Genomic DNA, 25,341 nt, shown 5'->3' with positions numbered 1-25,341 from the left:
AGCGCAGGTATAGGCCCTGTGACATGCGCTTTCAAACCCCTCTCCTGCCCGCCGTGCTGATCCGACGCTACAAAAGGTTTCTGGCGGACTGCCAGTTGCCGGATGGGCGCGAGGTAACCGCCCATTGTGCCAATCCCGGATCGATGCTGGGGCTGGCCGAGCCGGGCTGCCCGGTCTGGCTGGAGCCAAATGACGATCCGAAGAAAAAGCTGAAATACGGCTGGCGGCTGGTTGAGGTTGCCGGCGGGGCGCTGGTGGGCGTGGATACATCGGTCCCGAACCGCGCGCTGAAACTGGCGCTGGAGGCGCGGCAGATTGCCGAGCTGGCCGCGTATGAAACAGTCCGGGCCGAGGTGAAATACGCCGAGAAAAGTCGCATTGATTTTCTGCTAAACCAGCCCGGTCTGCCCGATTGTTATGTTGAAGTGAAAAGTGTCACCCTGTCGCGTCAGACTGGGCTGGCGGAGTTCCCCGACAGTGTGACCGCGCGCGGGGCCAAGCATCTGGGCAATCTGGCGGACATGTGCCGGGCCGGACATCGCGCGGTGCTGCTCTATCTCGTGCAGCGCGAGGATTGTGATCGCTTTGAGATTGCCCGCGACATTGACCCCACCTATGCCGCCGCCTGGGATGCAGCGGCGGCAGCGGGTGTGGAACGATTGGTGATCTCCACCAGCATCACCCCGGAGGGTGTTGAGATCGCAGGTGTGATCCCGGCTTGATCCCTCAGGCAGCAGCCTCGTTGCGGTTTGCAGTCCTGTCCTGCTGATCGCCGTTTTCTGAAGCCTGCTGCGACGCATCGGGGCTTGCCTGAACCAACGTGCGGGTCGGGAACGGAATATCAATTCCGGCCTCATCCAGTGCTTCCTTCACTCGGCGTTTCATGTCGGCTTGGTACTGAAAATACTCCGCCGCATCGACCCAGACACGCACCAGGAAATCCACAGAACTGCTGTTGAGGTTATTGACCTGAATGAACGGATCCGGCTCTGCATGAGAGCGGCTGTCGGACATGATGGTGTCGCGGATCACCTGTTCGGCCCGCGCCAGATTGGCTCCGTAGCCTACACCAAAGGTCCATTCCGCGCGACGGGTGTCGAACTCAGAGTAGTTGGTGATCGTATTGCCCCAAACCTCGGAATTGGGAATGATCACCTTCAGATTGGAGAGGCTGGCGATCACGGTGTTGTTCAGGGTGATTTCCTTCACCGTGCCCATTTCGTCATTCACCTCAATGAAGTCGCCCAGTTTGAACGGGCGGAACAGGATCAGCATGATCCCGGCGGCCACATTGGACAACGCCCCCTGCATCGCCAGACCAATGGCGAGGCCGGCAGCACCGATGGCGGCGATAATAGAGGTGGTCTCAACCCCGAAGGTGTTGAGCACAAACAACAGCGCAAAGGCGAGGATCACATAACGTGCCAGATTGCCGAGGAAGTGGAACAGGGTCACATCAAGACTGGCGTGGCTGTCGCCGATCTGCACGATGCGGCGTTTTACCCAGCTGGCAACGATAAACCCGGCCAGCAAGATCACGATGGCGGCGAGCACGCTGCCCATGGCCTGGGCCAGAAACTCCAGCGTGACCAGATCGGCCAGCGATTTGCCGTTGTAGATTTCGGTCTGCATCAGGGCATTCATGCTGTCCATGGCTGCGGCGTCCTCCGTCGTGCGATTGCAATTCGTCAGAGAGAGCAACGCAGCTGCGTCGGAAAAAGTTCCCAGCGGGCGGTGGTGCCAGCTCTGGCCCTTTTGGCCCGAACAGCTTACATAGCTATGTCAAAGACACCCGATGGAGCCTCATCTGATGAGATCGAAAGACGGCCGCACCACAAAAGACGGCATTCGCATTTATGAGCCCGGCGATTTTGCCGGAATGCACGCGGCCGGGGCGCTGGCGGCCCGGATCCTTGACGATATTGCCGCCCATGTCGTGCCCGGTCAGACCACCGGTGAACTGGACCGGTTGATCACCCAGATGGTGGAGGACGCAGGCGCGACCTCAGCGACCATCGGCTACAAAGGCTATCAGCACGCCAGCTGCATCAGCGTCAATCACGTGGTCTGCCACGGCATCCCCGGTGACAAGCGACTGAAAGATGGCGACATCCTGAATATCGACGTCACGGTGATCGTCGACGGATGGTTTGGCGACACCAGCCGGATGTATGTGGCCGGCAAGCTATCCCGAAAAACCGAGCGGCTGATCCAGGTGACGCATGACTCCCTGATGAAGGGGATCGAGGCGGTGAAACCCGGCAACACATTCGGTGATATCGGCCACGCGATCCAGTCCTACGTCGAAGCGCAGCGCATGAGCGTGGTGCGGGATTTCTGCGGCCACGGTCTGGGTCAGGTCTTTCATGCCCCACCCAACGTGCTGCATTATGGTCGCGCGGGCTCCGGTCCGGTGCTGGAGGAAGGCATGTTCTTCACAATCGAGCCGATGGTGAACCTTGGCCGCCCAGAGACCAAGATCCTGGCCGACGAATGGACTGCCGTGACCCGCGACAAATCGCTGTCTGCGCAGTTTGAACATTCGGTCGGGGTGACGGCAGATGGTGCTGAGATCTTCACCCTGTCGCCTGCAGGCAAATTTCATCCGACCTACGGCTGAGACCGTATCGCTGAACGACAAAGGGGCGGGCCATCTGGCGCGCCCCTTTGTCGTTCAGCGATACAGATTGCCCACACCGGTATCAGAGCTTGCAGCGTTTGCGCTCTGCCAAAGCCACCAGTACTTCGTGACGCTCATTCGCGGCTTCAAGCGCCTGCTTGGCGTTGGAATGGTTGCCGATCACTGCGGGCCAGAACAACAACGCGGCTGCGATATTCTCGCCGGACATGCTCTTGCCCTTCTTGGCTTCTTTGCGGATTTCTTCCAACTGGTTCAACTGCACCGCAATTTCGGTACAGGTCAGCTTAGCATCCCCCACCTGCGTTTTGGTGACAACATCAGGCGATACGCAAGCCGATAGGGCCAAGGCGCCGGCGAGCGCCAGGCCGATGCGGAGATTGAGTTTCATATTGTATCCTACTTCAATTCTGAGCATCTGAAATGAGATGCTGAACGGGCCGAGAGATCGTTCGTTTCCCAGGCCGAATATGGCGAACATTGGCCCGTGTAAATCCTGCGGTCGGACTGTGGGGAGTTCCGCCAAGCAAAACGCATAGCTTGCTGTGAAAATGTCGCACTCTACCTGAGAGTGCCATCAGGGAAGCAGGCCAATCAGACGCGGGACGTCGGTCATGGTGGTAATATGCTCGGCGTTGTGCGGTGTGAGGCGGTGGCCCGTACCATGCGGATCAAAGCCAAGGCAGCGCATGCCTGCGCGGGCGGCGGCGATGGCGCCGTTTTCACTGTCCTCGACCACCAGACAATCACGCGCCTGCACATCGAAATGGCAGGCCGCCGCAAGAAAGAGATCCGGGTCCGGTTTGCCGGTCTTGAGCGTATGGGCCGAGAACATCGCGTGAGGATGGAACAGATCCCAAAGACCGTTCTGGCCAAGGGTGATGCGCATCTTTTCTTCGCTGCCGTTGGAGGCCACACAAAAGGCGATGCCCCGCGCCTGCAACAGCGCCAGAAGATCGGACACCCCCGGCACCAGATCGACCCCCTGCCGCAGACGGGTGTAGGTTTCCTCGTAGATTTCCGCGATCCAATCTTGGGGCAGGTCAGCGCCACGGGCGATGGCCTTGGTGCGGACATCTGCCATGGTGCCACCGACAAAGAGATCCATACATTCCGCGAGTGACAGCTGAAGCCCGTGGCGTGCGAGGTTGTCGACCAGCACCTGATTGCTAAGCGTTTCGCTGTCCACCAGCACGCCGTCACAGTCGAAAATCACCAGTTTCGGCGTGGGATATGTGATCGGCATGAAGTGCGTCCTTTGTGCTGATGCTCAGCTCTCGCGCCACAGGAGGGTAACATGCGTGTCACCGTATTTGCGGCTGTCGTGCAGGGTAAATCCTTCGGGAGGCTGCATGGGGCTGCTTTCTTCCCAGACGATGAGCGCATCCTCCGCCAGCCAGCCTCCTCTGGTGGCGGCTGTCAGTGCCTGCTCTCCCAGCGATTTGCCATAAGGCGGATCGAGAAACACCACATCACAGGGCGCGCCCTCATTGGTCGGCAGGCGGGTCGTATCGCGGCGGATGAGCCGTGCGCGATCTTTGATGCGCAGCAGCTCGATGTTCTTGGAAATCAGCCCCTGTGAGACCCGGCCATCATCAACAAACACCGCATCCGCCGCGCCGCGCGACAGCGCCTCTAGCCCCAAGGCACCGGTGCCCGCGAACAGATCCAGCACCCGCAGCCCGTCGAAATCGACCAGATGGCTCAACACGTTGAACAGGCTTTCGCGCACCCGGTCAGTGGTGGGGCGCAGATGGGCGCCTGCATCCCCCTTGCCCACGCTGGTGAGCGCGCGGCCACGGAAATCTCCGGCGATGATCCTCATGCGCGCAGGAGCGGTTTCAGATCCGCCTCAGGGTCAGCCACCACGGTTTTGTCGGCGGTGCGTCCCGCCTCGATCAGACGTTTGGCGACCATATAGGCGCGGGGATCATTCATTGCGTCCACCGCAACCAGCTGATCGCCGGTGTAGTACCAGAAGGACATGGTGCCATCCTGTCCCGCGCGGGTAACGACATTGTCGTAGCCGGTGTTGAGGCCCGCGATTTGCAGTTTGACATCATATTGATCGGACCAAAACCAGGGCTTCGCCACATAGGTTTCCCCTGCTCCGAGCATATTGCGGGCAGCGACTTCCGCCTGATCAATGGCGTTGGGGACGCTTTCCAGCCGGATGCGGCTGCCGCGATAGGGAAAAGACGCACAATCCCCCGCGGCCCAGATCGACGGATCCGATGTGTGCCCGTGTTCGTCCACCTTGATGCCATTCTCAAGCGTCAGGCCCGCCGCCTCTGCCAGATCACTTGCCGGGGTGATGCCGACGCCGACAATCACAAAATCCACCTCAACCGTTGAGCCATCGCTGAGCACAGCGCGTTTGACGGTGCCACCTTCACCCTCCAGCCGCTCCAGCCCGATACCTTCGCGAATATCGACACCATGGCCTGTGTGCAGGCTGCGGAAATAGTCCGACGTTTCCGGCGCAGCGACCCGTTGCAGGATGCGGTCGGCCATTTCCACCAGCGTGACGGAGACCCCACGTTTGGCACAGACGGCAGCGGCCTCCAGTCCGATGTATCCACCGCCCACAATCAACGTGCGCGCGCCGTCTTTCACGACGGGCGCCATGGCGTCTACATCTGCCAGATCGCGCAGCACGTAAACGCCGTTCAGATCACCACCAATTGCCGCAGGCAGACGGCGCGGGCTGGACCCGGTGGTGAGCGCCAGCTGGTCGTAGTGCAGCACCTCATCCGCGAGGGTGACGGTCTTCGCCGCTGGGTCAATGGCCTGCACCTGCTGACCCAGCTTCAGGGTGATATTGCTATCGGCGTAGAAACTCTCAGGGCGTAGATAGAGCCGCTCCAGCTCCATCTCGCCCAGCAGATAGGCCTTGGACAGGGGCGGACGCTGATAGGGGACGACCGGTTCGCTGCCGATCAGGCTGATTTCCCCGTCAAAGCCCTGCTTGCGCAGCTGAGCCACCAGCGCGGCGCCGGCCTGCCCTGCCCCGATCACGACGAAATGGGTCATGGTTCCCCTCTCTTTCTGCTGTCCCGGTCTGCGGCTGCTGGTTGTCACACGCCTCTGGCATGTCCGCTGCCCGACCCTATATGTGTGGGGATATAAAACACAATCACGGGAGAGGAACAGATCATGATTTCCGTTGGAGAGACCCTGCCTGAGGCGACACTGACCCGCATGGGGGCGGAGGGCCCTGAACAGGTGAGCATGGCGGAGCTGACCAAGGGGCGCACGGTTGCCATTTTTGCGGTGCCGGGCGCGTTTACGCCGACCTGCCATTCGGCCCATGTGCCCAGCTTCATCCGCAACAAGGACGCGCTGGCGGCCAAAGGCGTGGATGAAATTATCTGCATCGCCGGCAATGATCCCTTTGTGATGCAGGCCTGGTCGGAGGCCACCGGTGCAGGCACTGCGGGCATCACCATGTTGTCAGACGCCGAATGCGGGTTTACCGATGCGATCGGGATGCGGCTGGATGCACCTGCGGCGGGTCTGATCGGGCGGTCTCTGCGCTATGCGATGCTGGCGCGTGATGGCAAGGTCGAGGTCATGAACGCCGAAGACAATCCCGGCCAATGTGAGCTGTCTGCGGGCGAGGCGCTGCTGGACGCCATCGGCTGATCCGCATAGAACAATAGATAAAGGCGCGGAACCAAGCCGCGCCTTTGTCCTTTCATATCTGTCGGGTGGTGGCCGCCTAAAGGCTCTCCATCTTGCGCGCGAGTTTTGCATCAAGCGCGCTGAGGCCACCGACATCATGGGTGGTCAGAGTCACCGTAACGGTGTTGTAGACGTTGCTCCATTCCGGGTGGTGATCCCATTTTTCGGCCCAGATTGCGGCGCGCGTCATCCAGCCGAAGGCATCAACAAAACTGTCGAATTTATAGGTCTTGGTGATGGCATCGCGGCCGTCAACCACCTGCCAACCGGCGCTGAACAGCGGATCCAGCAGCGGGCCGCGCGTGGCGTCTGAGAGTTTCTCGGTCATTGTTGCTCCTCCACATGGGGTTTGCGGAACGGACCGTAGTCCGTCAGGATCTCGATTTCTTCTTCGATGGCGCCGCGTTCGGCCTCCAGATAGCGGGCAATGGCATCGGCAAATCCCGGATCCCCCACCCAATGCAGACTATGCGTTTGCGTCGGGAGATAACCGCGCGCCAGCTTGTGTTCCCCCTGCGCGCCCGCTTCGACCCGATCCAGCCCGCGGGCAATCGCCTGATCGATGGCCTGATAGTAACACAGTTCGAAATGCAGGCAGGGGTGGTGTTCGCTACAGCCCCAATAGCGCCCGTAAAGCGTGTCGCGACCTAGGAAATTCAACGCTCCGGCGACCGGCATCCCGTCACGCTCGGCGAGAATCAGCACCATATCGTCCGCCATGGTATCATGCGCGATGTCGAAAAAGGCGCGGCTGAGATAGGGCGACCCCCATTTGCGCGCGCCTGTGTCCTGATAGAAGGTCCAGAAGGCATCCCAATGTTCGGGGCGCAGATCGCTGCCGTGATAGGCATGGATCTCACCGCCAAAGCCCTGCGCCTGCGCGCGTTCCTTACGGATGGTCTTGCGCTTGCGTGACGAGAGTGCGCCAAGGAAATCATCAAAGCTGCCATAGCCGTCATTCAGCCAGTGGAACTGTTGCGTGACACGGGCCATCAGCCCCATCTCCGCCCCCATCTGCGCCTCATCCTCGGTGCAGAAAGTCACATGCAGAGAGGAGACGCGGTTGTCCGCTGCCAGTTGTACAGCTCCCTGCACCAGTGCTGACTGGCCCAGACCTTCGAATTCCGGCTTCACTAGGAAACGCCGCCCTGTGGCGGGGGTAAAAGGCGCTGCTATCTGCAGCTTGGGGTAATAGCGCCCGCCCGCCTGCTCGTAGGCATGGGCCCAGTTGTGGTCGAAAATATATTCGCCCTGGCTATGGGATTTGGCATACATCGGCGCACAGGCGATCAGAACACCGTCACGGCGCGCGGTCAGGTACTGCGGCTGCCATCCGGTGCCGCGCCCAACGGAACCACTCTCCTCCAGCGCGCTCAGAAAACGGTGCGTGGTGAAGGGATCCCGTGGGGCACCGCCGTCAGCGGCCTCGGGACAGGCGCAGGCATCCCACTCCTCAGCCGATAGCTGCGACAGCGCGCCGAGCACTTCGATTTCAATCTGCGCCTGTTCCATTTAGTTCCTCCGCGACAGACAGTATCTGGGTCCGCCGCGGATGGGATCAAGCCGGAATATCAGAAAGATAGCTCTCAAAGGTGACATTATGCGCGATTTTGCGCGCCTCCTTTTCCATTGCGGCAGAGGTCACTGTCCAGCACAGCACCGGCACACCATTGGCACGTAGTTCCGCGACGTGCGGGCTGGCGAGATCAGCCACCTCATGGCTGATGAAACAGGAGCCGGAGCGGTCAAAATCCGGGATTGCGCGCAGATGGTCGCAGACCTCCGCCGTCAGCTCGGGCCAATGCTCAACCCTGTAGCTGCTGGTGGTGAGGCCACGCGGCCGCTCGGGCGCCAAGCGCGCCAGTTCGACCACAGAATGCGGGTTGAATGACATCAGAGCGACCTCGCCCTTATAGTCCTTCAGTTGATCCGCAGTATCGACCTCCAGCGCGCCGATATTTGATCCCATATTGCCATCCTGATCCTTCAGCTCAATCAAGAGCGGCACGCGCCCATCAACCAGGTCGAGGACCTCGGCCAGATCCGGGATGCATTCACCATCACCGCCCTTGAGAGGGATGGCGCGCAGCTGGTCGCGGGTGTGATCCGCAACAAGCCCGGCCCCCTCAGCCAGCCGTTCCAGATTGTAGTCGTGGAACACCATGGCGCGCCCATCAGAGGACAGTTGCAGGTCCATTTCAATGCCATAGCCCGCTTCAATCGCCGCAAGAATGGCAGCGCGGCTGTTCTCCGGGCGACCATCGCGCACGTCGTGAAGCGCGCGATGGGTGATGGGCTGGCGCAGGAATGCGGCAGGCAGATCAGAGGTCATGAGATTTGGAACACGCCGTCGATTTCGACTGCCACACCCAGCGGCAGCGAGGGTGAGCTGACAGCGGCACGGGCATGACGACCAGCATCGCCCAGCACCTCAACCATCAGGTCAGACGCCCCGTTCACCACCTGCGGCTGGTCAGTGAAGCTGTCGGTGGAATTGACAAACGCACCAAGTTTGACAACGCGTTTCAAGCGGTTCAGATCGCCGTCACAAGCGGCTTTCAGCTGCGCCAGCAGCGCGATCGCACATTGGCGGGCGGCTTTTTGACCTGCGGCGACATCCATATCGGCGCCCAGTTTTCCGGTGATCAGACCCTCAGGCCCGGCAGAGATCTGGCCGGAGATATAGACCATATTATCGACCACCACATAGGGCACATAGTTGGCTGCGGGGGCCGGCGCGCTTGGCAGCTGGATGCCCAGATCTTTGAGTTTGGCTTCGATATCCATGGGTGTGGTCCTTTGTATCAGGTTTTGCCGAACGCTAACCGGGAAGCGGCAGGGCGGAAAGCAAAAAAACCGCCCCCGAAGGGACGGTTTTGCGACGCGGGGCACACTGGGCGGTGCCTTGCTGTTCAGCTTTCCCGGAAGGCGCGGACAAAGTAGTCCGCAAGCGGTTTGACCAAATAACCAAGCGGAGTTCGATCCGCGGTGCGGATATAGCCTTCAACCGGCATGCCGGGGATGAGAACAGTGCCCTCGGGCAGGGTCTCCAGCTGGCCGGGGTTCAGTTCTATTTCGGTACGGTAGTAGGACAATCCGCTGGCCTGATCCTCAAAAGCATCGGCGGAGACCTGTTTCACCGAGCCAAACAGCTCCGGTGTCGAGCGTTGATCCAGTGCAGGGAAGCGCAGGGTTACCGCCTGACTGACAAAGATCTGATCGACATCCGTGGGGGCCACCTGCGCGGCAATCACCAGCGGTCGGTCCTGTGGCACCAGATAGAGCACTGGATCCGCGGGCCGGATCACCGAGCGGGGCGTATGCACCTGCAGGCCATAGACGATGCCGGAGACCGGCGCCGTGATATCGAGCCGCGCCAGACGGTCCTTCAGTGCGCGGCGAGTCTCGGCCAGTTCCAACTCCTGATAGCGCAGATCACGCAGGCGGGTGATCGCCTCCTCGCGCTGCTGTGTGCCGAGTTTCAGGATCTCGATATCAATCTCGGTGATGCGCCCCTCGGCCTGCGCTTCGGTGGCGATCAGCTCGCCCAGCGACCCTTGCAGATCGGCCTCGGTCCGACGCAGGTTCAGAACGGTGCCGGCCTGCGCCAACCCACGGTCCAGCAGGGACTGCTGGTTGGCCAGTTCCTCCTCAATCAGGTCAAGCTGGGTGCGGCGCGAGGCCTGTTGAGCGCGGACGCCAGTGATCTGATCCTGGATCTGGGTGCGGCGCTTCTCCAACTGATCAATTTCCCGCGCAACGGAATCCTTGCGGGCCTGAAACAGGCGGACCTGCCCCTGCATCAGATCCGCCACCTCTGGCCGGATCTCGGACAGGTCGTGCAGTTCCGTGTCGAATTCTACCGTCTCGGCGCTGTCACGTTCCGCATCAAGACGGGCGCGGCGGGCCATCAGCTCAAACAGCTGCCCTTCGGTGATGACCAGCTGCGAGCGCAATTCCTTGGCATCCAGACGCAGCAGGACTGCCCCCTCGGCGACGGTATCGCCCTCCTCCACCAGAATTTCCTGCACGATGCCGCCATCCAGATGCTGGACAACCTGCCGGTTGCGGTCGACCTCAATCCGGCCTGAGGCAACAACCGCGCCGGCAATCGACGTGGCCACGGACCATGTGCCAAAACCAGCAAGCAGGATCAGCACCCCAATCAGCCCGATGATCAGCGGGCGGCGGGCCGACCAGGCATTGGTCTCGGATTTGCTCTGGTTCATCGCACACCTCCCGGCGCTGCCTGTTGAATGCTCTGGTGGTTGGAGACCATTTCGCGCAGGACCTTATCCTTTGGTCCAAAAGCGGTCTGCACCCCCTGATCAATCACCAACAGCAGGTCACATTCCTGAATGGCGGCGGGGCGATGGGCCATGATCAGCACCGAATGGCCCTCGGCCTTCAACTGCTTGATCGCCCGGTTCAGCGCCACGGATCCGTCGTTATCGAGATTGGAGTTTGGCTCATCCAGAATGACGATCACCGGATCATCATAAAGAGCGCGCGCCAGTGCGACCCGCTGCATTTGACCACCGGACAGACGTCCTCCCCCGGCGGTGATATGGGTGTCGTAGCCATCGGGCAGATGCACGATCATGTCATGGGCGGCGGCTTTCTTCGCGGCGGCGACCACTTTGGCGGAATCCGGGTTGGGAGACAGACGCGCAATGTTCTGCGCAATGGTGCCTTCAAACAGCTGCACCCGCTGTGGCAGATAGCCAATGTTCTGGCCCAACACCTCTGGTGCATATTGATCGAGCGAAGCCCCATCTAGCCGGACAGTACCTGCCGCCGGACGCCAGGCCCCGGTCAGCGCCCGTGCGAGGGTGGATTTGCCCGAACCGGACGGCCCAATCACGCCGATGGCCTGCCCCGGTTGCACGCGAAAGCTGACATTACGCAGCTGCGGGCGGTTATCGCCAGGGGGCACCACGGCCAGCGCCTGTACCTCCAGATTGGCGGTGGGCTTGGGCAGTTCGGTGCGCTCGACCTCCTCCGGCACCTTGTCGAGCAGCTCAGCGAGGTTACGCCAGCCTTTGAGCGCGCGCTGCACCATCGCCCATTGACCTAGCGCCAGTTCGATTGGTGCCAACGCCCTGCCCATGAGGATGGAACCTGCGATCATCGCCCCGGCAGTAACTTGATTCTGCAGTACCAGATAGGCGCCCAGACCCAGCATTGCCGATTGCAGGAACAAGCGCAGGGTTTTGGTCAGCGTGGTGAAGCCTCCCCCGACATCACTGGCGGTGACACTGTCGACCAAGGCGGCGTCACGGCCCGCCTTCCAGCGTTGAAAGGCCGCGCGGCGCATGCCCATCGACTGGATCATCTCCGCCTCGGTACGGATTTCCTCCGACATAAGGTTGGCGCGATGGCCGGACATGCCCGCCTGCATCTGCGGGCGGCGCGACAGAAACTGGTTCAGCACCGCGATGGCAATCAGAACAGCGCCGCCACCAAGGGCGAGCAGCCCCAGCCAGGGATGAAACAGGGCAATGCCAAAGAGGAAGATCGGCGTCCACGGCAGGTCGAATGCAGCCCCAAGCACCGGCGAGGCGATCAGCCGCTGTACAGACTCCAGATCGCTGAGGCCGGTCTGGGCCACCGGATCAGGAGCCACCGCCGAGCGGCGGATCATCGCGTCAAACACCCGCTGGTCAAGCCCGGCCTGAAACCGTGCACCGACACGCGCCAGAATGCGGCCCCGCGCGTAGTCCAGAACCCCCATCGTGCCATAGAGAAACACCACCAGAAGCGAGAGCGCGATCAGGGTTTCCACCGACCGGCTGCCAAGCACGCGGTCATAAACCTGCATCATGTAGAGTGGACCGGTCAGCATCAGCATATTCACAAAGAAACTGAAAATACCGACCGACCAATAGAGGCCACGGCTGCGGCGACGATGTGCGCGCAGCTCCTCTATTCCGGATTTATGAGAGGTTTTCGTCATGAGAGGTCTGCAATTCCCTATCGATATGCCCTATGTATCAGCCACGCGCGCAGAAAACTGAACCTTCACATGTTCCAAATCTGCCACAACAGTGTAAACAAGCTCAGTCTCTGACTAGGCAGAGACGAGAAACATTATAAGTGGGTCAGATATGCCCACAGCAGACAGATTGGACACCGAAGCGCATGACCTTCCCGCTGCGACCTTTTGTATTGATGGCCCTGGTAACTGTTACGTCGGCACTGGCAGGCTGTGCAACCCAAGATAGCGTCTCCCGCAACTCGGGTGAGGTGTTTGATCCTTATGAGAACACCAACCGGTCGATCCATAACTTCAACCGCGGTGTTGACCGCTTTGCCTTTCGCCCGGCCGCCAAGGGCTACGTGGCGGTTGTCCCTCCGGATATGGTGAAGAGTTTCAATAACTTCGCTGAGAACCTGTCGATGCCGGGTCAGGCGGTGAACGCGCTGCTGCAAGGCAACCTGAAGGAATCCGGCATTGCGCTGTCTCGGTTCGTGGTCAACACGATCTTTGGCATTGGTGGCCTTGGCGATCCGGCGTCGGATTTCAATATGCCGCGGGTGGATACGAATTTCGGCGAAACCCTGCATGTCTGGGGCGTTGGCGAAGGCGCCTATGTCGAACTGCCGTTCTTTGGCCCGTCAACCGCACGCGACGGTACCGGCATTCTGGTTGATTTCTTCACCAACCCGATCAGCTACGCTCGGCATAATCCAGCCGACAACATCGGCGTCTACGCCGAGGTGGTGCGCCGTCTGGGGGATCGTGGCACATATTCCGACACCATCGACTCGATTTTGTATGAGAGTGCAGACAGCTACGCACAGGCGCGGCTGATCTACCTGCAAAACCGCCGTTTTGAGTTGGGCGGCGATCAAAGCGAATACGAAGGGGTCTATGGCGACCCCTATTCAGATCCGTATGAGGACATCTATGCCGAGTAATTTTCTGACCCGCCGCAGTTTTCTGGCCACTGGCGCTGCTTTTATTGGTTTGGCAGCCCTGCCGGGTAAACTTCTTGCCCTGACCGAGTCCGGCGCGCGTAATCTTGTGGGCAGCGTCGTGGGGGATATCAACAAAGTCATCGCCTCCGGTAAGTCCGAAGGCGCGATGATCCGCGACTTTGAAAAAATCTTCGTGCGCTATGCGGATGTGAACATCATGGCGCGCTATGCCTTGGGTGTGGACGCCCGCCGTGCCAGCGCCTCGCAAATGCGGGCCTTTTCCGGCGCGTTCCAGAGCTATATCGCCCGCAAATACGGCAAGCGGTTCCGTGAGTTCATCGGCGGGTCCGTCGAAGTGCAATCCGCGCGCAAGATCAAAGCCGGTTATGAGATCAAGTCGTTGGCGAAGCTGCAAGGTCAGGCCCCATTCGAGGTGACTTTCCTCGTGTCGGATAAATCCGGGCGCGATAAATTCTACAATATGTTCATCGAAGGCGTGAATCTGCTGTTGACCGAGCGGACCGAGATCGGCGCCATCCTTGACCGCAACAAGGGCGACATCAACAAGCTGATCGCCGAGCTGAAGCGGTTGAGCTGAACGGCTGACAACGCCGCACCGAACAGAAGAAGGGGCCGCTCGGCCCCTTTTTCATGTCAGATTTCACCGCAGAGGCAGCACTGAACAGCATTTGCGTACCGCGCCATCTTCTGTTCGATAGGTTTGAAACCCCATCGCATCATAATACGCCTGCGCCCTGAGGTTGTCGGCACCGATGGTTGCCTCGATCCAGCGCAGCCCAGCTGCTTGGGCCGCACGTAGGTTGTGAGCGAAAAGCGCCTGCCCGATGCCCTGCCGCCCCATATTGAGCCGCACATAGGTTCCAATAATTCCCCAGCCCGGTTCAACCTCATAGGCGTTACCGAGAACCGCCAATCTGAGAGACTGAAACCCGACAATCCCCTCAGGACCTTCGCAGATGGCACAGTCGATACGGTCAGGATGGCCGACATAAGCGGCCAGCACATGTGCGGGGTCTCCGGGGCGGGTGCTGTTCCAATCGGTCAACACCTCCGTCAGCACCATGCTCATCCCGGTTTCGTCACCGGGACGGGCTGATCTGATGGTCAGATGGTCCGCTAAGGGCATGTCTGATCAGTTCCCGAAGATATCGCGCAGAAGGCCATCCACCGCACGACCCAGCTCCTGTCCGACATTGGGGCGCTGGCGGCGTTGGGGTTGTGGTCGCGGCGGCGGGGCGATGGGTTTGGGGGCAATCATCGGCAGGGGTTTGGGGGTCAGCCCATCGTGCACCCGTACCATGACTTCGCGCCAGATATCAGCGGGCAAGCCGCCGCCCGTCACACCGGAGAGTGGCGTGTTATCGTCGTAGCCCATCCAGACACCGGCCACGTAATCAGCGGTGAAACCAACGAACCAAGCATCGCGTGCGGCCTGAGTGGTGCCGGTTTTGCCGGCAGCCTGCCAGCCGGGGATCTGGGCGCGGCGACCGCTGCCTTGTGAGACCACCTGCTCCATCATCCAGATCAACTCCCGCGCAGCCTTGGTCTGGATCACCCGCTCCCCAAGACCACCACTGGCCCCCATCATGGGTGTATTGTCACCGATCAATGTCAGCTCCGTCACCCCGTAAGGGGTCACCGACGAGCCACCGTTGAGAATACCCGCATAGGCACCGGTCATATCAATCAGCGTGCTTTCAGATGCGCCGAGCGCAAGTGCAGGACCCGCAGCCAGTTCACTGTCCAGCCCAAAGTCACCCGCGACGCGGCGCACCAGATCGCGGCCCACGGCCTCGGAGACCTTCACGGCCGGGATGTTCAGCGAGTCGCGCAGAGCCCGCGCCAATGTCACCTCACCGTAGAATTTACGGGTGTAATTCTTCGGGCACCATTGACCAGAACCCGGCACATCCAGGCAATATTGCGCGTCCAGAACCCGGTCGAGCGGTGAATACCCCAGTTCCAACGCAGTGGCATAAACAAAGGGTTTGAAGGCCGAGCCGGTCTGACGCTTGGCCTGGGTGGCGCGGTTGAACACGCCGGAGACACGAGACTTACGCCCGCCCACCATGGCGCGGACCGCGCCATCCGCGCTCATCACCACGATGGCGGCCTGTGCCTTCGATCCCTTGCGGACCTTGGTGTCAAACACATGGTTCAGCGCGTCCTCGGCGGCGCGTTGCAGGCGCTGGTCGATGGTGGTGCGGATCACCACATCTTCGGTTGTCTCGCTGCCAAAGAAGTCCGGGATGGTATCCATCACCCAATCGGCAAAATAGCCCCCCGCACGGGCGGCGGCGGCCTCACTCAGCACGGCAGGACTGTTCTGGGATGCACGCATCTCAGCCGTTGTCAGATAGCCCTGTTCCTGCATCAGCCGCAGCACGGTGGCGGCACGATCCTGCGAGCGTTGCAGGTTGTTGGTTGGCGCCAGCGTCGATGGCGCGGTCAGCAGACCTGCCAGCATTGCCGCCTCTGCGGCATCGACCTGATTGGCCGATTTGCCGAAATAGCGCTGCGCTGCGGCCTCCGCACCATAGGCGCCGCCGCCCAGATAGGCGCGGTTCATATAGATCGAGAGGATTTCATCCTTGGTGTATTTGGCCTCCATCGCCATCGCGAAGATGGCTTCCTTGGCCTTGCGCCAAAGCGAGCCTTGGCGGCAATCGCGCTCATAGGCGCGCTCGCTCTCCCATTCTGTGGGATCATAGACCACACCAAGACAGAGCAGTTTGGCGGTCTGCTGGGTGATGGTGGAGCCACCATGGCCAGACAGGGGCCCACGCCCCTCTCGCAGGTTGATACGCACCGCACTGGCGACACCGCGGGGCGACACCCCGAAGTGGCGGTAGAACCGTTTGTCCTCGGTCGCGACGATGGCGTTTTTCAGGTAGGGTGAGACCGTCTCACTGGTGACCACGCCACCAAATTGATCTCCGCGCCAGGCAAAGACCTCACCGTTGCGATCAGTCAGAGTGACGGAGCCGCGCGCCCGGCCATCCAGCAAGGTCGCGGCTTCGGGCAATTTCATGTAGTGATAGCCCACCGCCAGCGCCACCAATGCGGTGGAGATCATGCCGACGCGCCAGATGAACCCCCAAGCAAGCCGGAACGCCCAGCGGAATGGCGCCAGGATCAGCACAAGCATCCGCCCCAGCAGCGTCTTGGGCTTTCTCGGTTTGCGTGGACCTTTGCCACCGCCGCCCTTGCCTCCGGTTTTTCCACCAGCCTTGCCACCGCTACCGAACAGGCCAAACCAGCCGGATTTGCGCCGTGTCGTGGTGGATTTTGGCCGTGGTTTGGCCTTGCGCGCGGAGGGTTTTCCTTGCGTGCCGCGCCCCGCTGTCGCGTAGCGCTTGTCTGCGACCAGAGGTCGGCGCCGCGGTCCTTGTGCCATCTTCCAGATCCTGCCCGGTTTGCCCGTTTTGCGGACAATACCCCGTCCGCACCGGTTTGTTGAGGGGCAGTTTGACAGCAATTCCCCTCTGCAAGCCGGGTGTTTTTTAAGCGCACCAGCAAAAGACCGCCTATTTTTTCACCGTCCCGCTGCGGCAGCCCCCTGAAACTGCCCTCAAAACGTTCCACCGACTCGGTTCTGCCGATTTGCTGCACCTGCAAACAGTTCAGGCGCTCTCATCACGCGCCGTCATCATGACAGGGGTTCAGGGATGAAAATGATCATAGCAACCATCAAACCGTTCAAGCTGGAGGAGGTCCGCGAAGCGCTGACATCCATCGGCGTGTCCGGGCTGATGGTCACGGAAATCAAGGGGTTTGGCGCCCAGTCAGGCCACACAGAAATCTATCGCGGTGCGGAATACGAGGTGAATTTCGTGCCGAAAATGCGGCTCGATCTGGTGGTGCCCTCCGGACTCGCTGACCAGGTGGTCGACACCATCACCCAGACCGCCCGTACCGGCAAAATCGGTGACGGCAAGATCTTTGTTCTCGACGTTGAGCAGGCAATCCGCGTGCGCACCGGCGAAACCAATCACGACGCGCTGTGAAAACGCGCAAAGGAAGGAAATAAGTTATGCGTAAATCACCCCTCTCCCTTGCGGTTGTGACGGCGGCGCTGGCGCTGCCCGGCCTCGCCGTTGCACAGGAGACCGCAACTGCGGCGCCTGCCGGTGCTGCGGCAACCGATACCGTGTTTATCCTCAACTCGCTGCTGTTTCTGGTGGGCGGTTTCCTTGTGTTCTGGATGGCGGCCGGGTTTGCCATGCTGGAAGCCGGGCTTGTCCGCTCCAAGAATGTCACCATGCAGCTGACCAAGAATGTGGCGCTGTTCTCGCTCGCGGCGATCTTTTACTATCTGATTGGCTACAACCTGATGTATCCGCTGGGCACCTGGTCGATTGAAGGCGTGCTGTCAGGTGTCTGGGGGCCGGGCGTACTGGAAGCGGTCGGCATCACCGCTGAGCAGGCGGATGATTACTCCTATGCCTCCACCGGGTCTGATTTCTTCTTTCAGTTGATGTTCTGCGCGACCACCGCATCGATTGTGTCCGGTACAATGGCGGAGCGGGTGAAGCTCTGGCCGTTCCTCGCCTTTGTCATTGTGCTGACCGCCGTGATCTACCCGCTGCAAGCGAGCTGGAAATGGGGCGGCGGCTTCCTGGATGAGATGGGGTTCCTCGACTTTGCCGGCTCTACTGTGGTGCATTCCGTGGGCGGCTGGGCTGCGCTGACCGGCGCGCTGATCCTTGGCCCGCGTCTGGGCAAATACAAGGCAGGCAAAACCATCCCGATGCCCGGCTCAAATCTGGCACTGGCCACATTGGGCACCTTCATTCTGTGGCTCGGGTGGTTTGGTTTCAACGGTGGATCGCAGCTGGCGATGGGCACCGTCGGCGATGTGGCCGACGTCAGCCGTATCTTTGCCAACACCAATGCCGCTGCGGCAGGTGGTGCGGTTGCCGCCCTGCTGCTGACCCAGCTGCTGTTCAAGAAGCCGGATCTTACCATGGTGCTGAACGGCGCGCTGGCTGGTCTGGTGTCGATCACCGCTGAGCCGCTGACCCCGAGCCTTGGCATGGCGACCGTGATCGGCGCTGTTGGTGGTGTGATCGTGGTCTTTGTGGTGCCAATGCTGGACAAGATGAAGATCGACGATGTCGTCGGCGCCATCCCGGTGCATCTGGTTGCCGGGATCTGGGGCACCCTCGCGGTGGTTCTGACCAACCCCGAAGCGAGCCTCGTCACCCAGCTGACCGGGATCGTGGTGATCGCGCTCTTTGTCGCGATCTCCTCCGCTGTCGTCTGGCTGATCCTGCGGGCTGTGACCGGGATCCGGGTTGGTGAAGAAGATGAAGTCAATGGTCTGGATATGGCGGAGTTGGGGATGGAAGCCTATCCCGAATTCTCCCCCAGCTGACCCGACCACCGACTGAAACGTCGATGCGGCTCCCGGAAACGGGGGCCGCCTTTGTGTGTGGCACTACCTTCCGATCGCAGCCAAAAGTTTTTTGAAGACTTTTGGCCAGACTTTTAGAAATCTGGGACCACGCCGCGAAAAAGCGCCCCGCTGTGGCGGAGCGCTTCATGTCAGTCTGGTTTGCTTAGCGTCAGACGCCGGCGTCGACAATCGCCTGAGCCAGGATCGGCACAGTCTGCGTGTTCAGGCCTGCGATATTCATGCGGCTGTCGCCCACCATGTAGATGCCGCTGTCGGCCCGCATCTTCTCGACCATCTCCGGCGTGGTACCAAGCAGCGAGAACATCCCCCGGTGCTGGGCGAGGAAGCCAAAGCGGTCAGAGCCGGTGAGGCGCTGCAATTCATCCGCAAGCTGCTGGCGCAGGGCCAGCATACCCAAACGGGTCTCTTCCAGCTCTGCGGCCCAATCGGCGCGCAACGCGTCGTCATTCAGGATCATTGAGACCAGACGCGCGCCGTGATCCGGCGGGAAGGAGTAGTTCTGGCGATTCAGAAAGGCCAGGGTCCCCTGGTTCAGCGCCTGTGCGCCGCCGTCCTGGGAGACCGCCATCAACAGGCCGGTGCGCTCGCGGTAGATGCCGAAGTTCTTGGAACAACTGGCCGCGATCAGACATTCGGGCGTGTTGGCCGCCACATAACGCACCCCCTGTGCGTCCTCTTCCAGACCGTCACCAAAGCCTTGATAGGCAATGTCGATCATTGGGATCAGACCACGTTCGTTCAGGATGGCCACGACTTCCTGCCACTGCACCATATTGAGGTTGGCACCGGTCGGGTTGTGGCAGCACCCATGCAGAAGAACCACGTCACCTTTGTTCGCGGTCTTCAGGTCCTCAATCATGCCATCAAAATCGACGCCGCAGGTGTCGCGGTCGAAATAGCGATAGGCAACAGTTTCGATGTTCAGATAGTTCAGGATCGAAATGTGGTTCGGCCAGGTCGGGTTTGATACGAAAACACGTGCGCCGGGGTTGGCCATCTTGATCAGTTCAAAGGCCTGACGCACAGCGCCGGTGCCACCGGGGGTGGCCGCAGCAGCGACATTGCCGCGCGCGACACTGTCGGCAAGGATCAGCTTGATCATGGCGTCCGAATAGGCCGGATCTCCAGCCAGACCAACATAGGATTTGGAGGTCTGCTCTTCCCAGAGCTTATGCTCTGCCGCCTTGATGGCGCGCATCACCGGGGTCACCCCTTCGGCGTTTTTGTAGACGCCGACGCCGAGGTCGATTTTGCTGTCACGCGGATCGTCGCGGAACATCTGCATCAGCGCCAGGATCTTATCGGCTGGCTGGGGTTTCAGGGCTTCGAACATCAGGCTTCTCCGGTTGCAACGGGCAGTGTCGGGAAGGCGCCCCACTCCGTCCAGGAGCCATCATAAAGCGCATGATCGGTCTTGCCGAAACGCTCCATGGCGAGGCTAAGGACAGCGGCGGTGACACCTGACCCACAGGTGGTGATGGCTGGTTTGCTGAGATCAACGCCGGCCTTCTCAAACACCGCGCGCAGAGCGTCCGGCGATTTCATGGTCTGATCGGCGTTCAACAGCTCCGTATAGGGCACGTTCCGGGACCCGGGAATGTGACCTGCACGCAGGCCTTCGCGAGGTTCGGCCACGGCACCCTGAAAACGCTCTGCCGCGCGGGCGTCGATAATCTCGTGATCGCCCAGCTTGGCGGCGGAGGAGACCTGTGTCACGTCACGCAGCAGGTGGTTCTGGACCCGAACGGTCATATGCCGGTCGCGGATCACCGGCGGCAGATCTTCCACCGGGTTGCCCTCGGCCTGCCACTTCGGCAGACCACCGTCGAGAACCGCGATATTGGTCTGCCCCATCAGGCGGAACAGCCACCACACCCGTGCCGCTGAGCGCAGACCAGTGCCATCATAGACCACAACCTGATGGCCATCACCGACCCCCATGGCCCGCAGGCGGGACATGAATTTCTCCACCGGTGGGACCATATGAGGCAGGTCAGAGCGGTTGTCAGCGATATCGTCGATGTCAAAGAAGCGCGTGCCGGGGATATGGGCTGCGTTATATTCGGCCTTAGGATCGCGGCCTTCGTGTGGCATGTACCAAGATGCGTCGAGGATCCGCAAATCCGGGTCCTTCAGATGCGCAGCAAGCCAGTCTGTCGACACAAGCGTTTTAGGATCGTCCAACGTTTCCGTCTCCCCTCATATGTGCTGAGGCATCCGTACAACCGTGCGGGCAGAGTCGCAAGAGAGCCCGGACCCGCAGCGCAATAATCTATCCCACTGGTCGGTGTCTGTTACCCCGCATGGCCTGAATCGGCGTTCTTTAGCGGACCACCCGCAGGTGTGGCGGTTGATCGCCCCTCGCGCTGGTCTGCGGCCTCTCAGCCGGCTGCGACTTGCCCGCCGGAAACCGATCAGCAAAGGACAGCGCGGCGCGGATCACATGCGGATCCATCCAGCCGCCCGACAGATCCGCAACTGCGTCCCGCGCCGCCGGGGTCTCATCACGACGCATATGATGCAGCATCCGCAGAAACGCCGCCTCGTCCGAAGTCACCACTGTGCGTGTTTCCAATGTCAGCGCGTCATGTCCCACGTAGTGATCACCACGCAGGTCGTGCAAGCAACGCACCACCTTGAACAGCGCATGTGCGACCGCCAGCCCAAATGTCTCGCCCCAGCGTTCAGCGGCGCTGCGATAGGCCAACTGCCAAGCCTGGCTCTGCGGCGTCTGAAGACAAGTGGTGAAATGGCGCAATTGCGGCAGCAGGGCCACCTCAAACATATCAAGTCCCAAATCCGCCAACGCGACCTCGTCTGGTGAAACAGTCGCAGCGGAGGGGGCGACAGCTAGTGTCTGGTCTGGGGTCTGCGGCTCAGAAATCGGCATGTGCATCATCCTCTTTCAAACAGGAACAAGAAGGATGCCGGGCCTGACCGAGGGATGAGTCTGCTGGGTGCGGCTTATCTGACTTATTCAGTCAATTATTGCAATGCGCAACCCTGACGACGGTGTCACAGCCATAGCCGAGGATCGTTGCACGGCACCTTTGATGCCGCTCTGCGGGGCGCAGCCAATCAGCCGTGGTCTTTCAGCAGGCGCTGCTTCTGACGCGACCAATCACGCTTAGCCTCGGTCTCGCGCTTGTCGTGATTTTTCTTACCCTTGGCAATGCCGATCTTGATCTTGGCCAGCCCACGATGGTTGAAATACATCACCAGCGGCACCAAGGTCATACCCTTGCGTTGGGTTGCATTCCACAGGTTCGACAGCTCCTTACGCGACACCAGAAGCTTACGGCGGCGGCGTTCTTCATGTTTGAACATCTTCGCCTGCTCATACGGCGCGATGTAGGAGTTCACCAGCCACAGCTCGCCATCATCCACAGTCGCATAGCTTTCGGCGATATTGGTGCCGCCCACGCGCAGGGATTTGACCTCGGACCCTTCCAGAAGGATCCCGCACTCCAGATCGTCTTCAATCGCATAGTCGAACCGCGCGCGGCGGTTTTCTGCGATCACTTTGTAATTCGGGTCTGATTTTTGCTTGGCCATGGGGCGCAGATGTAAGGTGCCGGAGACCGAGGTGCAAGATGGTGATGCAGATGAGAGGCCGACCTCAGGCTACCTGACGGCGATTGCTGCGCATCAGGGTGAAGCCACCGCTGACCACAATGACGGCGCTGCCGATCAGGGTCCACATATCCGGACGCTCATGGAAGACCACGACCCCCAACACCATGGCAAAGATCAACCGGGTGTAGCGGAACGGCGCCACGACAGAAATTTCACCAACCCGCATCGCCCCGGTCAGCGCCTGATAGGCCACCACCCCCACCAGCGTTGCGGCGACCAAATCAATGGTGGTCTCTACATCCGGCACCTGCATCGGCGCCCCAAAGGGCAGCGCGATCAGCCCGGCCACCACCAGCATGGCAAACCCCGCCAGCCCCAGATGGGCGTTGGACAGCCCCGCTGGCGCTGCCCGCGTGGCCAGATCGCGCCCGGCAAACCCCAGCGTGCCCGCCACCGCAAAGAGTGAGGCCAGCTCAAACCCGCTGGCTCCGGGGCGCAGGATCATCAGAACCCCGATGAACCCAGCCGCAATCGCCAGCCAGCGACGGATACCAACCTTTTCGTTGAAAAACACCACCGCCCCGGCAGACACCACCAGAGGCGTGGCCTGAAGGATGGCCGAAGCCGACGATAGAGGCGTAAACGCAATGGCCAGCGTAAAGCAGAGCCGCCCCGCGACCTCTGCAACCGAGCGCACCAAAAGCGCGCGCGTGTAAAACACCGGGGTCCACAAACGATGCCCCTGCGCACGCGCCAGGATCGCAAAAATCACCATCCCGCCGGCGCCGAACAGGATCAGAATTTGACCTACAGGTAAGCTGCGGGCGGCGGACTTGATGAACATGTCTTCCAGCGCAAAGGCCGCCATGGCCAGCACCATCAGGAGGCTGCCGCGCAGTGTATCCATGGATCAAATCGCTTTCCTGTGAGCCGGAAAATACCCCGGCGATGGGTCATAAAAGATCGGTATTCGCACGCTCCCCAAGGCGGGAACGGCGCTGTGTAACAGTGCAAGAATTAGGCAGGCCGCGACTGCGGAACAAGCCACATAGCTGCGGCGAATTGATCCGCCAGAACAGCCTAGGGTCAGGACCCTAGTCAGTGCGACCTACACGACGATAGTGATGCATATTCAGGAAAGCCGCCCCACTGTCGCCGCTGCGGTAGCCATGCGGCTGGTCGGCCGCGAACCGCACCCCCTGGCCAGTCTCCAACGGCATCCAACCGCCATCCCGCAGCACCTCCATGGCGCCCTCCAGCACAAAGACCTCTTCAGTGACGCCGGTATCATGGGGCTGCGACTGATGCGACTGGCCGGGTCGCAGGCTGACATGAAACGTCTCCGCCCCCAGCACCGGATCGAAGGGAAACACCATTTTCACCGCGATGGAGCCGGGAAACTGCACCGAGCGAAAGCTGCGGCCACTGCTGCCTTCGGGCTGCGAGGCGTCACCAATCAGCGCTGTCAGAGGCAGGTGGAACCCTTTGGCGATTTTCCACAGCGTCGCAATCGTCGGACTTGATTCGCCCCGTTCGATCTGGCCCAGCATCGCCTTGCTGACCCCCGTGACCTCAGCGGCTTTGGACAGGCTGAGCCCTGCATCCTGACGAATATCCCGCAAATTCAGAGTGATGCCTTCTTCGCTCATTGTGCTGCCCGTCGCTTTTCTGTCGGTCACACGGCGTTTCAAGCCGCTGCTCAAAAAACACTTGTGCGTTATAACGCACAAGCAGTACTGTGCGCTATAACGTACACTCCTCCGATCTCTAGCGGATCCGCGATCTCAGGAAAACCCGGATGCTCAATTCCTTGAAACTCTCCCATATTGTTGCAGGCGCGGTTGCCGTGCTGGTGGGCTACACCGGGTCCGTCGCGATCATCTTTCAGGCCATTGAGGCTTCAGGCGCCAGTCAGGCACAGGCCAACAGCTGGATGCTGGCGCTTGGGCTTGGCATGGGGCTGAGCAGCCTCGTTCTGTCGCTGATGTATCGCATGCCGATCCTGACCGCCTGGTCCACACCGGGTGCTGCGTTACTGGCCGTGAGCCTTGCCGATGTGCCTCTAAGCGATGCGATAGGTGCGTTTTTGTTCTGCGCTGCCCTGCTGATCCTGACCGGGGTGACCGGCTGGTTTGCCGCGCTATCGCGGCTGATCCCCGATGCGCTGGCAAATGCCATGCTGGCCGGATTGCTGTTTCCTTTTGGCATCGCCGCCTTCAGCGCGTTTCAATCCGACGCTGCTCTAGTTGCCGCCATGGCGGTCACTTTTGTAGCCGGGCGGCGGCTGTTTGCGCGCTATACGATCCCAGCGGTTCTGACGGTGGGCATCTTGTGGTGCCTTGGCAATGGTAGTCTCACCAATACGGCCTCATTGGACCTGACACTCGCTCAGCCAGTGTTCATGACACCAAGTTTCTCACTGCCTGTGCTGATCGGCGTTGGACTGCCTCTCTATATTGTCACCATGTCATCGCAGAATATGCCCGGAATCGTGACCCTCAGGGCTGCGGGCTATACGCCGCCGGTTTCAGCCAGTCTTGTCGTCACGGGCCTTACCTCGTTTGTTCTGGCGCCTTTTGGTGGATTTGCCTTCAACCTCGCAGCTATCACCGCCGCCATTGGCTGCGGGCCAGAGGCAGATGAGAACCCCAAAACCCGCTATATGGCCGGGGTGATGACGGGTGTGTTCTATATCCTCGTCGGGCTTGGCGGTGCCACGGTTATCAGCCTGTTCCTGATTGCCCCCAAAGCGCTGGTCGCCACGGTGGCGGGCCTCGCTCTGCTGTCGACCATCGGCAACAGCCTCTCAGCTGCGTTAGGAGACGCACAGGGTCGCGACGCTGCACTGATCACCTTCATGGTCACCGTATCCGGCGTCAGTTTCTTCGGAATTGGTGCTGCGTTCTGGGCACTCGTGGTTGGTATTGCCGTGAATCAGGTAATCACCCCTCCGCCACCAAACACGGCAACAGCGGACACCGCTGCAGATCCGGCCCGATCATAATCCGCCAAAGCCTGCAAAATTGCGAAGAAACCACCAGATAATTACCGCAGACCGCCCCGACATGTTGCCTTTGTTGCG

At 60.6% G+C, this 25,341-nt stretch carries 27 protein-coding genes; 8 read left to right on the top strand and 19 right to left on the bottom strand.

The features are described 5' to 3' along the window. Nucleotides 1-23: 23 nt before the first annotated feature. Nucleotides 24-722 (top strand): DNA/RNA nuclease SfsA, encoded by a 699-nt coding sequence (gene sfsA / locus GAL_RS02475; RefSeq protein ID WP_024096012.1) that lies wholly within the window; start codon nt 24-26, stop codon nt 720-722. Nucleotides 723-726: 4 nt separating this feature from the next. Here the strand turns inward: sfsA and GAL_RS02470 are convergent, their stop codons facing one another. Then, nucleotides 727-1,653 carry a mechanosensitive ion channel family protein gene (locus GAL_RS02470; protein WP_024096011.1) on the bottom strand — a complete coding sequence of 309 codons (927 nt, stop codon included), beginning with the start codon at nt 1,651-1,653 and terminating at the stop codon, nt 727-729. 157 nt (nt 1,654-1,810) lie between these two features. Here GAL_RS02470 and map point away from each other — a divergent pair, with 157 nt between their 5' ends. Beyond that, nucleotides 1,811-2,620: a type I methionyl aminopeptidase gene (gene map / locus GAL_RS02465; RefSeq protein WP_024096010.1), complete on the top strand. Its 810-nt coding sequence runs from the start codon at nt 1,811-1,813 to the stop codon at nt 2,618-2,620. A gap of 82 nt (nt 2,621-2,702) precedes the next feature. Here the strand turns inward: map and GAL_RS02460 are convergent, their stop codons facing one another. From GAL_RS02460 to GAL_RS02445, 4 genes are all read right to left on the bottom strand, one after another. After that, complete coding sequence (locus GAL_RS02460; protein WP_024096009.1) at nt 2,703-3,029, bottom strand: hypothetical protein; 327 nt, start codon at nt 3,027-3,029, stop codon at nt 2,703-2,705. Between the two features lie 186 nt (nt 3,030-3,215). Next, a complete protein-coding gene (locus GAL_RS02455; protein ID WP_024096008.1) occupies nt 3,216-3,884 on the bottom strand; it encodes an HAD family hydrolase in 669 nt (222 codons plus the stop codon). A gap of 24 nt (nt 3,885-3,908) precedes the next feature. Then, entirely contained in the window at nt 3,909-4,463 is a 555-nt protein-coding gene (rsmD, locus tag GAL_RS02450; RefSeq protein ID WP_024096007.1) for a 16S rRNA (guanine(966)-N(2))-methyltransferase RsmD, read from the bottom strand. Continuing rightward, nucleotides 4,460-5,671, bottom strand: coding sequence for an NAD(P)/FAD-dependent oxidoreductase (locus GAL_RS02445; RefSeq protein ID WP_024096006.1), 1,212 nt, complete (start codon nt 5,669-5,671; stop codon nt 4,460-4,462). Before GAL_RS02445 ends, rsmD begins: the two co-directional genes overlap by 4 nt. 123 nt (nt 5,672-5,794) lie before the next feature. On the opposite strand from GAL_RS02445, the gene GAL_RS02440 reads away from it, so the two are divergent. Next, a complete protein-coding gene (locus GAL_RS02440) occupies nt 5,795-6,283 on the top strand; it encodes a peroxiredoxin (protein WP_024096005.1) in 489 nt (162 codons plus the stop codon). A 76-nt stretch (nt 6,284-6,359) separates the two neighbouring features. On the opposite strand, the gene GAL_RS02435 is transcribed toward GAL_RS02440, so the two are convergent. The 6 genes from GAL_RS02435 to GAL_RS02410 form a co-directional block, all read right to left on the bottom strand. Continuing rightward, a complete protein-coding gene (locus GAL_RS02435; RefSeq protein ID WP_024096004.1) occupies nt 6,360-6,650 on the bottom strand; it encodes a 4a-hydroxytetrahydrobiopterin dehydratase in 291 nt (96 codons plus the stop codon). Then, entirely contained in the window at nt 6,647-7,834 is a 1,188-nt protein-coding gene (locus GAL_RS02430) for a GNAT family N-acetyltransferase (RefSeq protein WP_024096003.1), read from the bottom strand. Before GAL_RS02430 ends, GAL_RS02435 begins: the two co-directional genes overlap by 4 nt. Nucleotides 7,835-7,880: 46 nt before the next feature. Next, nucleotides 7,881-8,654, bottom strand: coding sequence for a glycerophosphodiester phosphodiesterase family protein (locus GAL_RS02425; RefSeq protein ID WP_024096002.1), 774 nt, complete (start codon nt 8,652-8,654; stop codon nt 7,881-7,883). After that, nucleotides 8,651-9,109: a RidA family protein gene (locus tag GAL_RS02420; RefSeq protein ID WP_014875815.1), complete on the bottom strand. Its 459-nt coding sequence runs from the start codon at nt 9,107-9,109 to the stop codon at nt 8,651-8,653. The genes GAL_RS02425 and GAL_RS02420 overlap by 4 nt, the downstream gene beginning before the upstream one ends. 125 nt (nt 9,110-9,234) lie before the next feature. Beyond that, entirely contained in the window at nt 9,235-10,551 is a 1,317-nt protein-coding gene (locus GAL_RS02415; protein WP_024096001.1) for an HlyD family type I secretion periplasmic adaptor subunit, read from the bottom strand. Continuing rightward, nucleotides 10,548-12,278: a type I secretion system permease/ATPase gene (locus tag GAL_RS02410; RefSeq protein WP_024096000.1), complete on the bottom strand. Its 1,731-nt coding sequence runs from the start codon at nt 12,276-12,278 to the stop codon at nt 10,548-10,550. The genes GAL_RS02415 and GAL_RS02410 overlap by 4 nt, the downstream gene beginning before the upstream one ends. 185 nt (nt 12,279-12,463) lie before the next feature. Between GAL_RS02410 and GAL_RS02405 the strand changes: the two genes are divergently transcribed. Together GAL_RS02405 and GAL_RS02400 are read left to right on the top strand one after the other, a co-directional pair. Further along, the gene (locus GAL_RS02405; protein ID WP_024095999.1) at nt 12,464-13,243 is read left to right on the top strand and encodes an MlaA family lipoprotein; all 780 of its coding nucleotides are present in this window, start codon (nt 12,464-12,466) and stop codon (nt 13,241-13,243) included. Beyond that, the gene (locus GAL_RS02400; RefSeq protein ID WP_024095998.1) at nt 13,233-13,841 is read left to right on the top strand and encodes an MlaC/ttg2D family ABC transporter substrate-binding protein; all 609 of its coding nucleotides are present in this window, start codon (nt 13,233-13,235) and stop codon (nt 13,839-13,841) included. The genes GAL_RS02405 and GAL_RS02400 overlap by 11 nt, the downstream gene beginning before the upstream one ends. Nucleotides 13,842-13,904: 63 nt before the next feature. On the opposite strand, the gene GAL_RS02395 is transcribed toward GAL_RS02400, so the two are convergent. Both GAL_RS02395 and GAL_RS02390 read right to left on the bottom strand, forming a co-directional pair. Beyond that, nucleotides 13,905-14,390 (bottom strand): GNAT family N-acetyltransferase, encoded by a 486-nt coding sequence (locus GAL_RS02395; RefSeq protein ID WP_024095997.1) that lies wholly within the window; start codon nt 14,388-14,390, stop codon nt 13,905-13,907. A 6-nt stretch (nt 14,391-14,396) separates the two neighbouring features. After that, nucleotides 14,397-16,661, bottom strand: a complete 2,265-nt coding sequence (locus tag GAL_RS02390; protein WP_024095996.1) for a transglycosylase domain-containing protein — start codon at nt 16,659-16,661, stop codon at nt 14,397-14,399. 271 nt (nt 16,662-16,932) lie between these two features. On the opposite strand from GAL_RS02390, the gene GAL_RS02385 reads away from it, so the two are divergent. Together GAL_RS02385 and GAL_RS02380 are read left to right on the top strand one after the other, a co-directional pair. After that, the gene (locus tag GAL_RS02385; protein ID WP_024095995.1) at nt 16,933-17,271 is read left to right on the top strand and encodes a P-II family nitrogen regulator; all 339 of its coding nucleotides are present in this window, start codon (nt 16,933-16,935) and stop codon (nt 17,269-17,271) included. Nucleotides 17,272-17,297: 26 nt separating this feature from the next. Beyond that, on the top strand, nt 17,298-18,641 hold the full coding sequence (locus tag GAL_RS02380; protein WP_024095994.1) for an ammonium transporter family protein: 1,344 nt from the start codon (nt 17,298-17,300) through the stop codon (nt 18,639-18,641). Nucleotides 18,642-18,831: 190 nt separating this feature from the next. Here GAL_RS02380 and GAL_RS02375 read toward each other — a convergent pair whose 3' ends face one another. The 6 genes from GAL_RS02375 to GAL_RS02350 all read right to left on the bottom strand — a co-directional run bounded on the left by GAL_RS02375 (nt 18,832) and on the right by GAL_RS02350 (nt 23,908). Further along, entirely contained in the window at nt 18,832-20,016 is a 1,185-nt protein-coding gene (locus GAL_RS02375) for an amino acid aminotransferase (RefSeq protein WP_024095993.1), read from the bottom strand. After that, complete coding sequence (gene sseA, locus GAL_RS02370; RefSeq protein ID WP_024095992.1) at nt 20,016-20,867, bottom strand: 3-mercaptopyruvate sulfurtransferase; 852 nt, start codon at nt 20,865-20,867, stop codon at nt 20,016-20,018. Before sseA ends, GAL_RS02375 begins: the two co-directional genes overlap by 1 nt. Nucleotides 20,868-21,006: 139 nt before the next feature. Continuing rightward, nucleotides 21,007-21,573, bottom strand: a complete 567-nt coding sequence (locus GAL_RS02365) for a hypothetical protein (RefSeq protein WP_024095991.1) — start codon at nt 21,571-21,573, stop codon at nt 21,007-21,009. Between the two features lie 188 nt (nt 21,574-21,761). Next, entirely contained in the window at nt 21,762-22,238 is a 477-nt protein-coding gene (gene smpB / locus GAL_RS02360; RefSeq protein WP_024095990.1) for an SsrA-binding protein SmpB, read from the bottom strand. 64 nt (nt 22,239-22,302) lie between these two features. Continuing rightward, nucleotides 22,303-23,166, bottom strand: a complete 864-nt coding sequence (locus tag GAL_RS02355; RefSeq protein WP_024095989.1) for a DMT family transporter — start codon at nt 23,164-23,166, stop codon at nt 22,303-22,305. Nucleotides 23,167-23,353: 187 nt separating this feature from the next. Beyond that, on the bottom strand, nt 23,354-23,908 hold the full coding sequence (locus GAL_RS02350) for a helix-turn-helix domain-containing protein (RefSeq protein WP_024095988.1): 555 nt from the start codon (nt 23,906-23,908) through the stop codon (nt 23,354-23,356). A 149-nt stretch (nt 23,909-24,057) separates the two neighbouring features. On the opposite strand from GAL_RS02350, the gene GAL_RS02345 reads away from it, so the two are divergent. Beyond that, nucleotides 24,058-25,263 (top strand): benzoate/H(+) symporter BenE family transporter, encoded by a 1,206-nt coding sequence (locus GAL_RS02345; protein WP_024095987.1) that lies wholly within the window; start codon nt 24,058-24,060, stop codon nt 25,261-25,263. The last annotated feature ends 78 nt before the right edge of the window (nt 25,264-25,341 follow it).

The sequence above is a fragment of the Phaeobacter gallaeciensis DSM 26640 genome (assembly GCF_000511385.1).
Lineage (GTDB): Bacteria > Pseudomonadota > Alphaproteobacteria > Rhodobacterales > Rhodobacteraceae > Phaeobacter > Phaeobacter gallaeciensis.
This window is presented reverse-complemented; position numbering and strand designations above follow the sequence as displayed.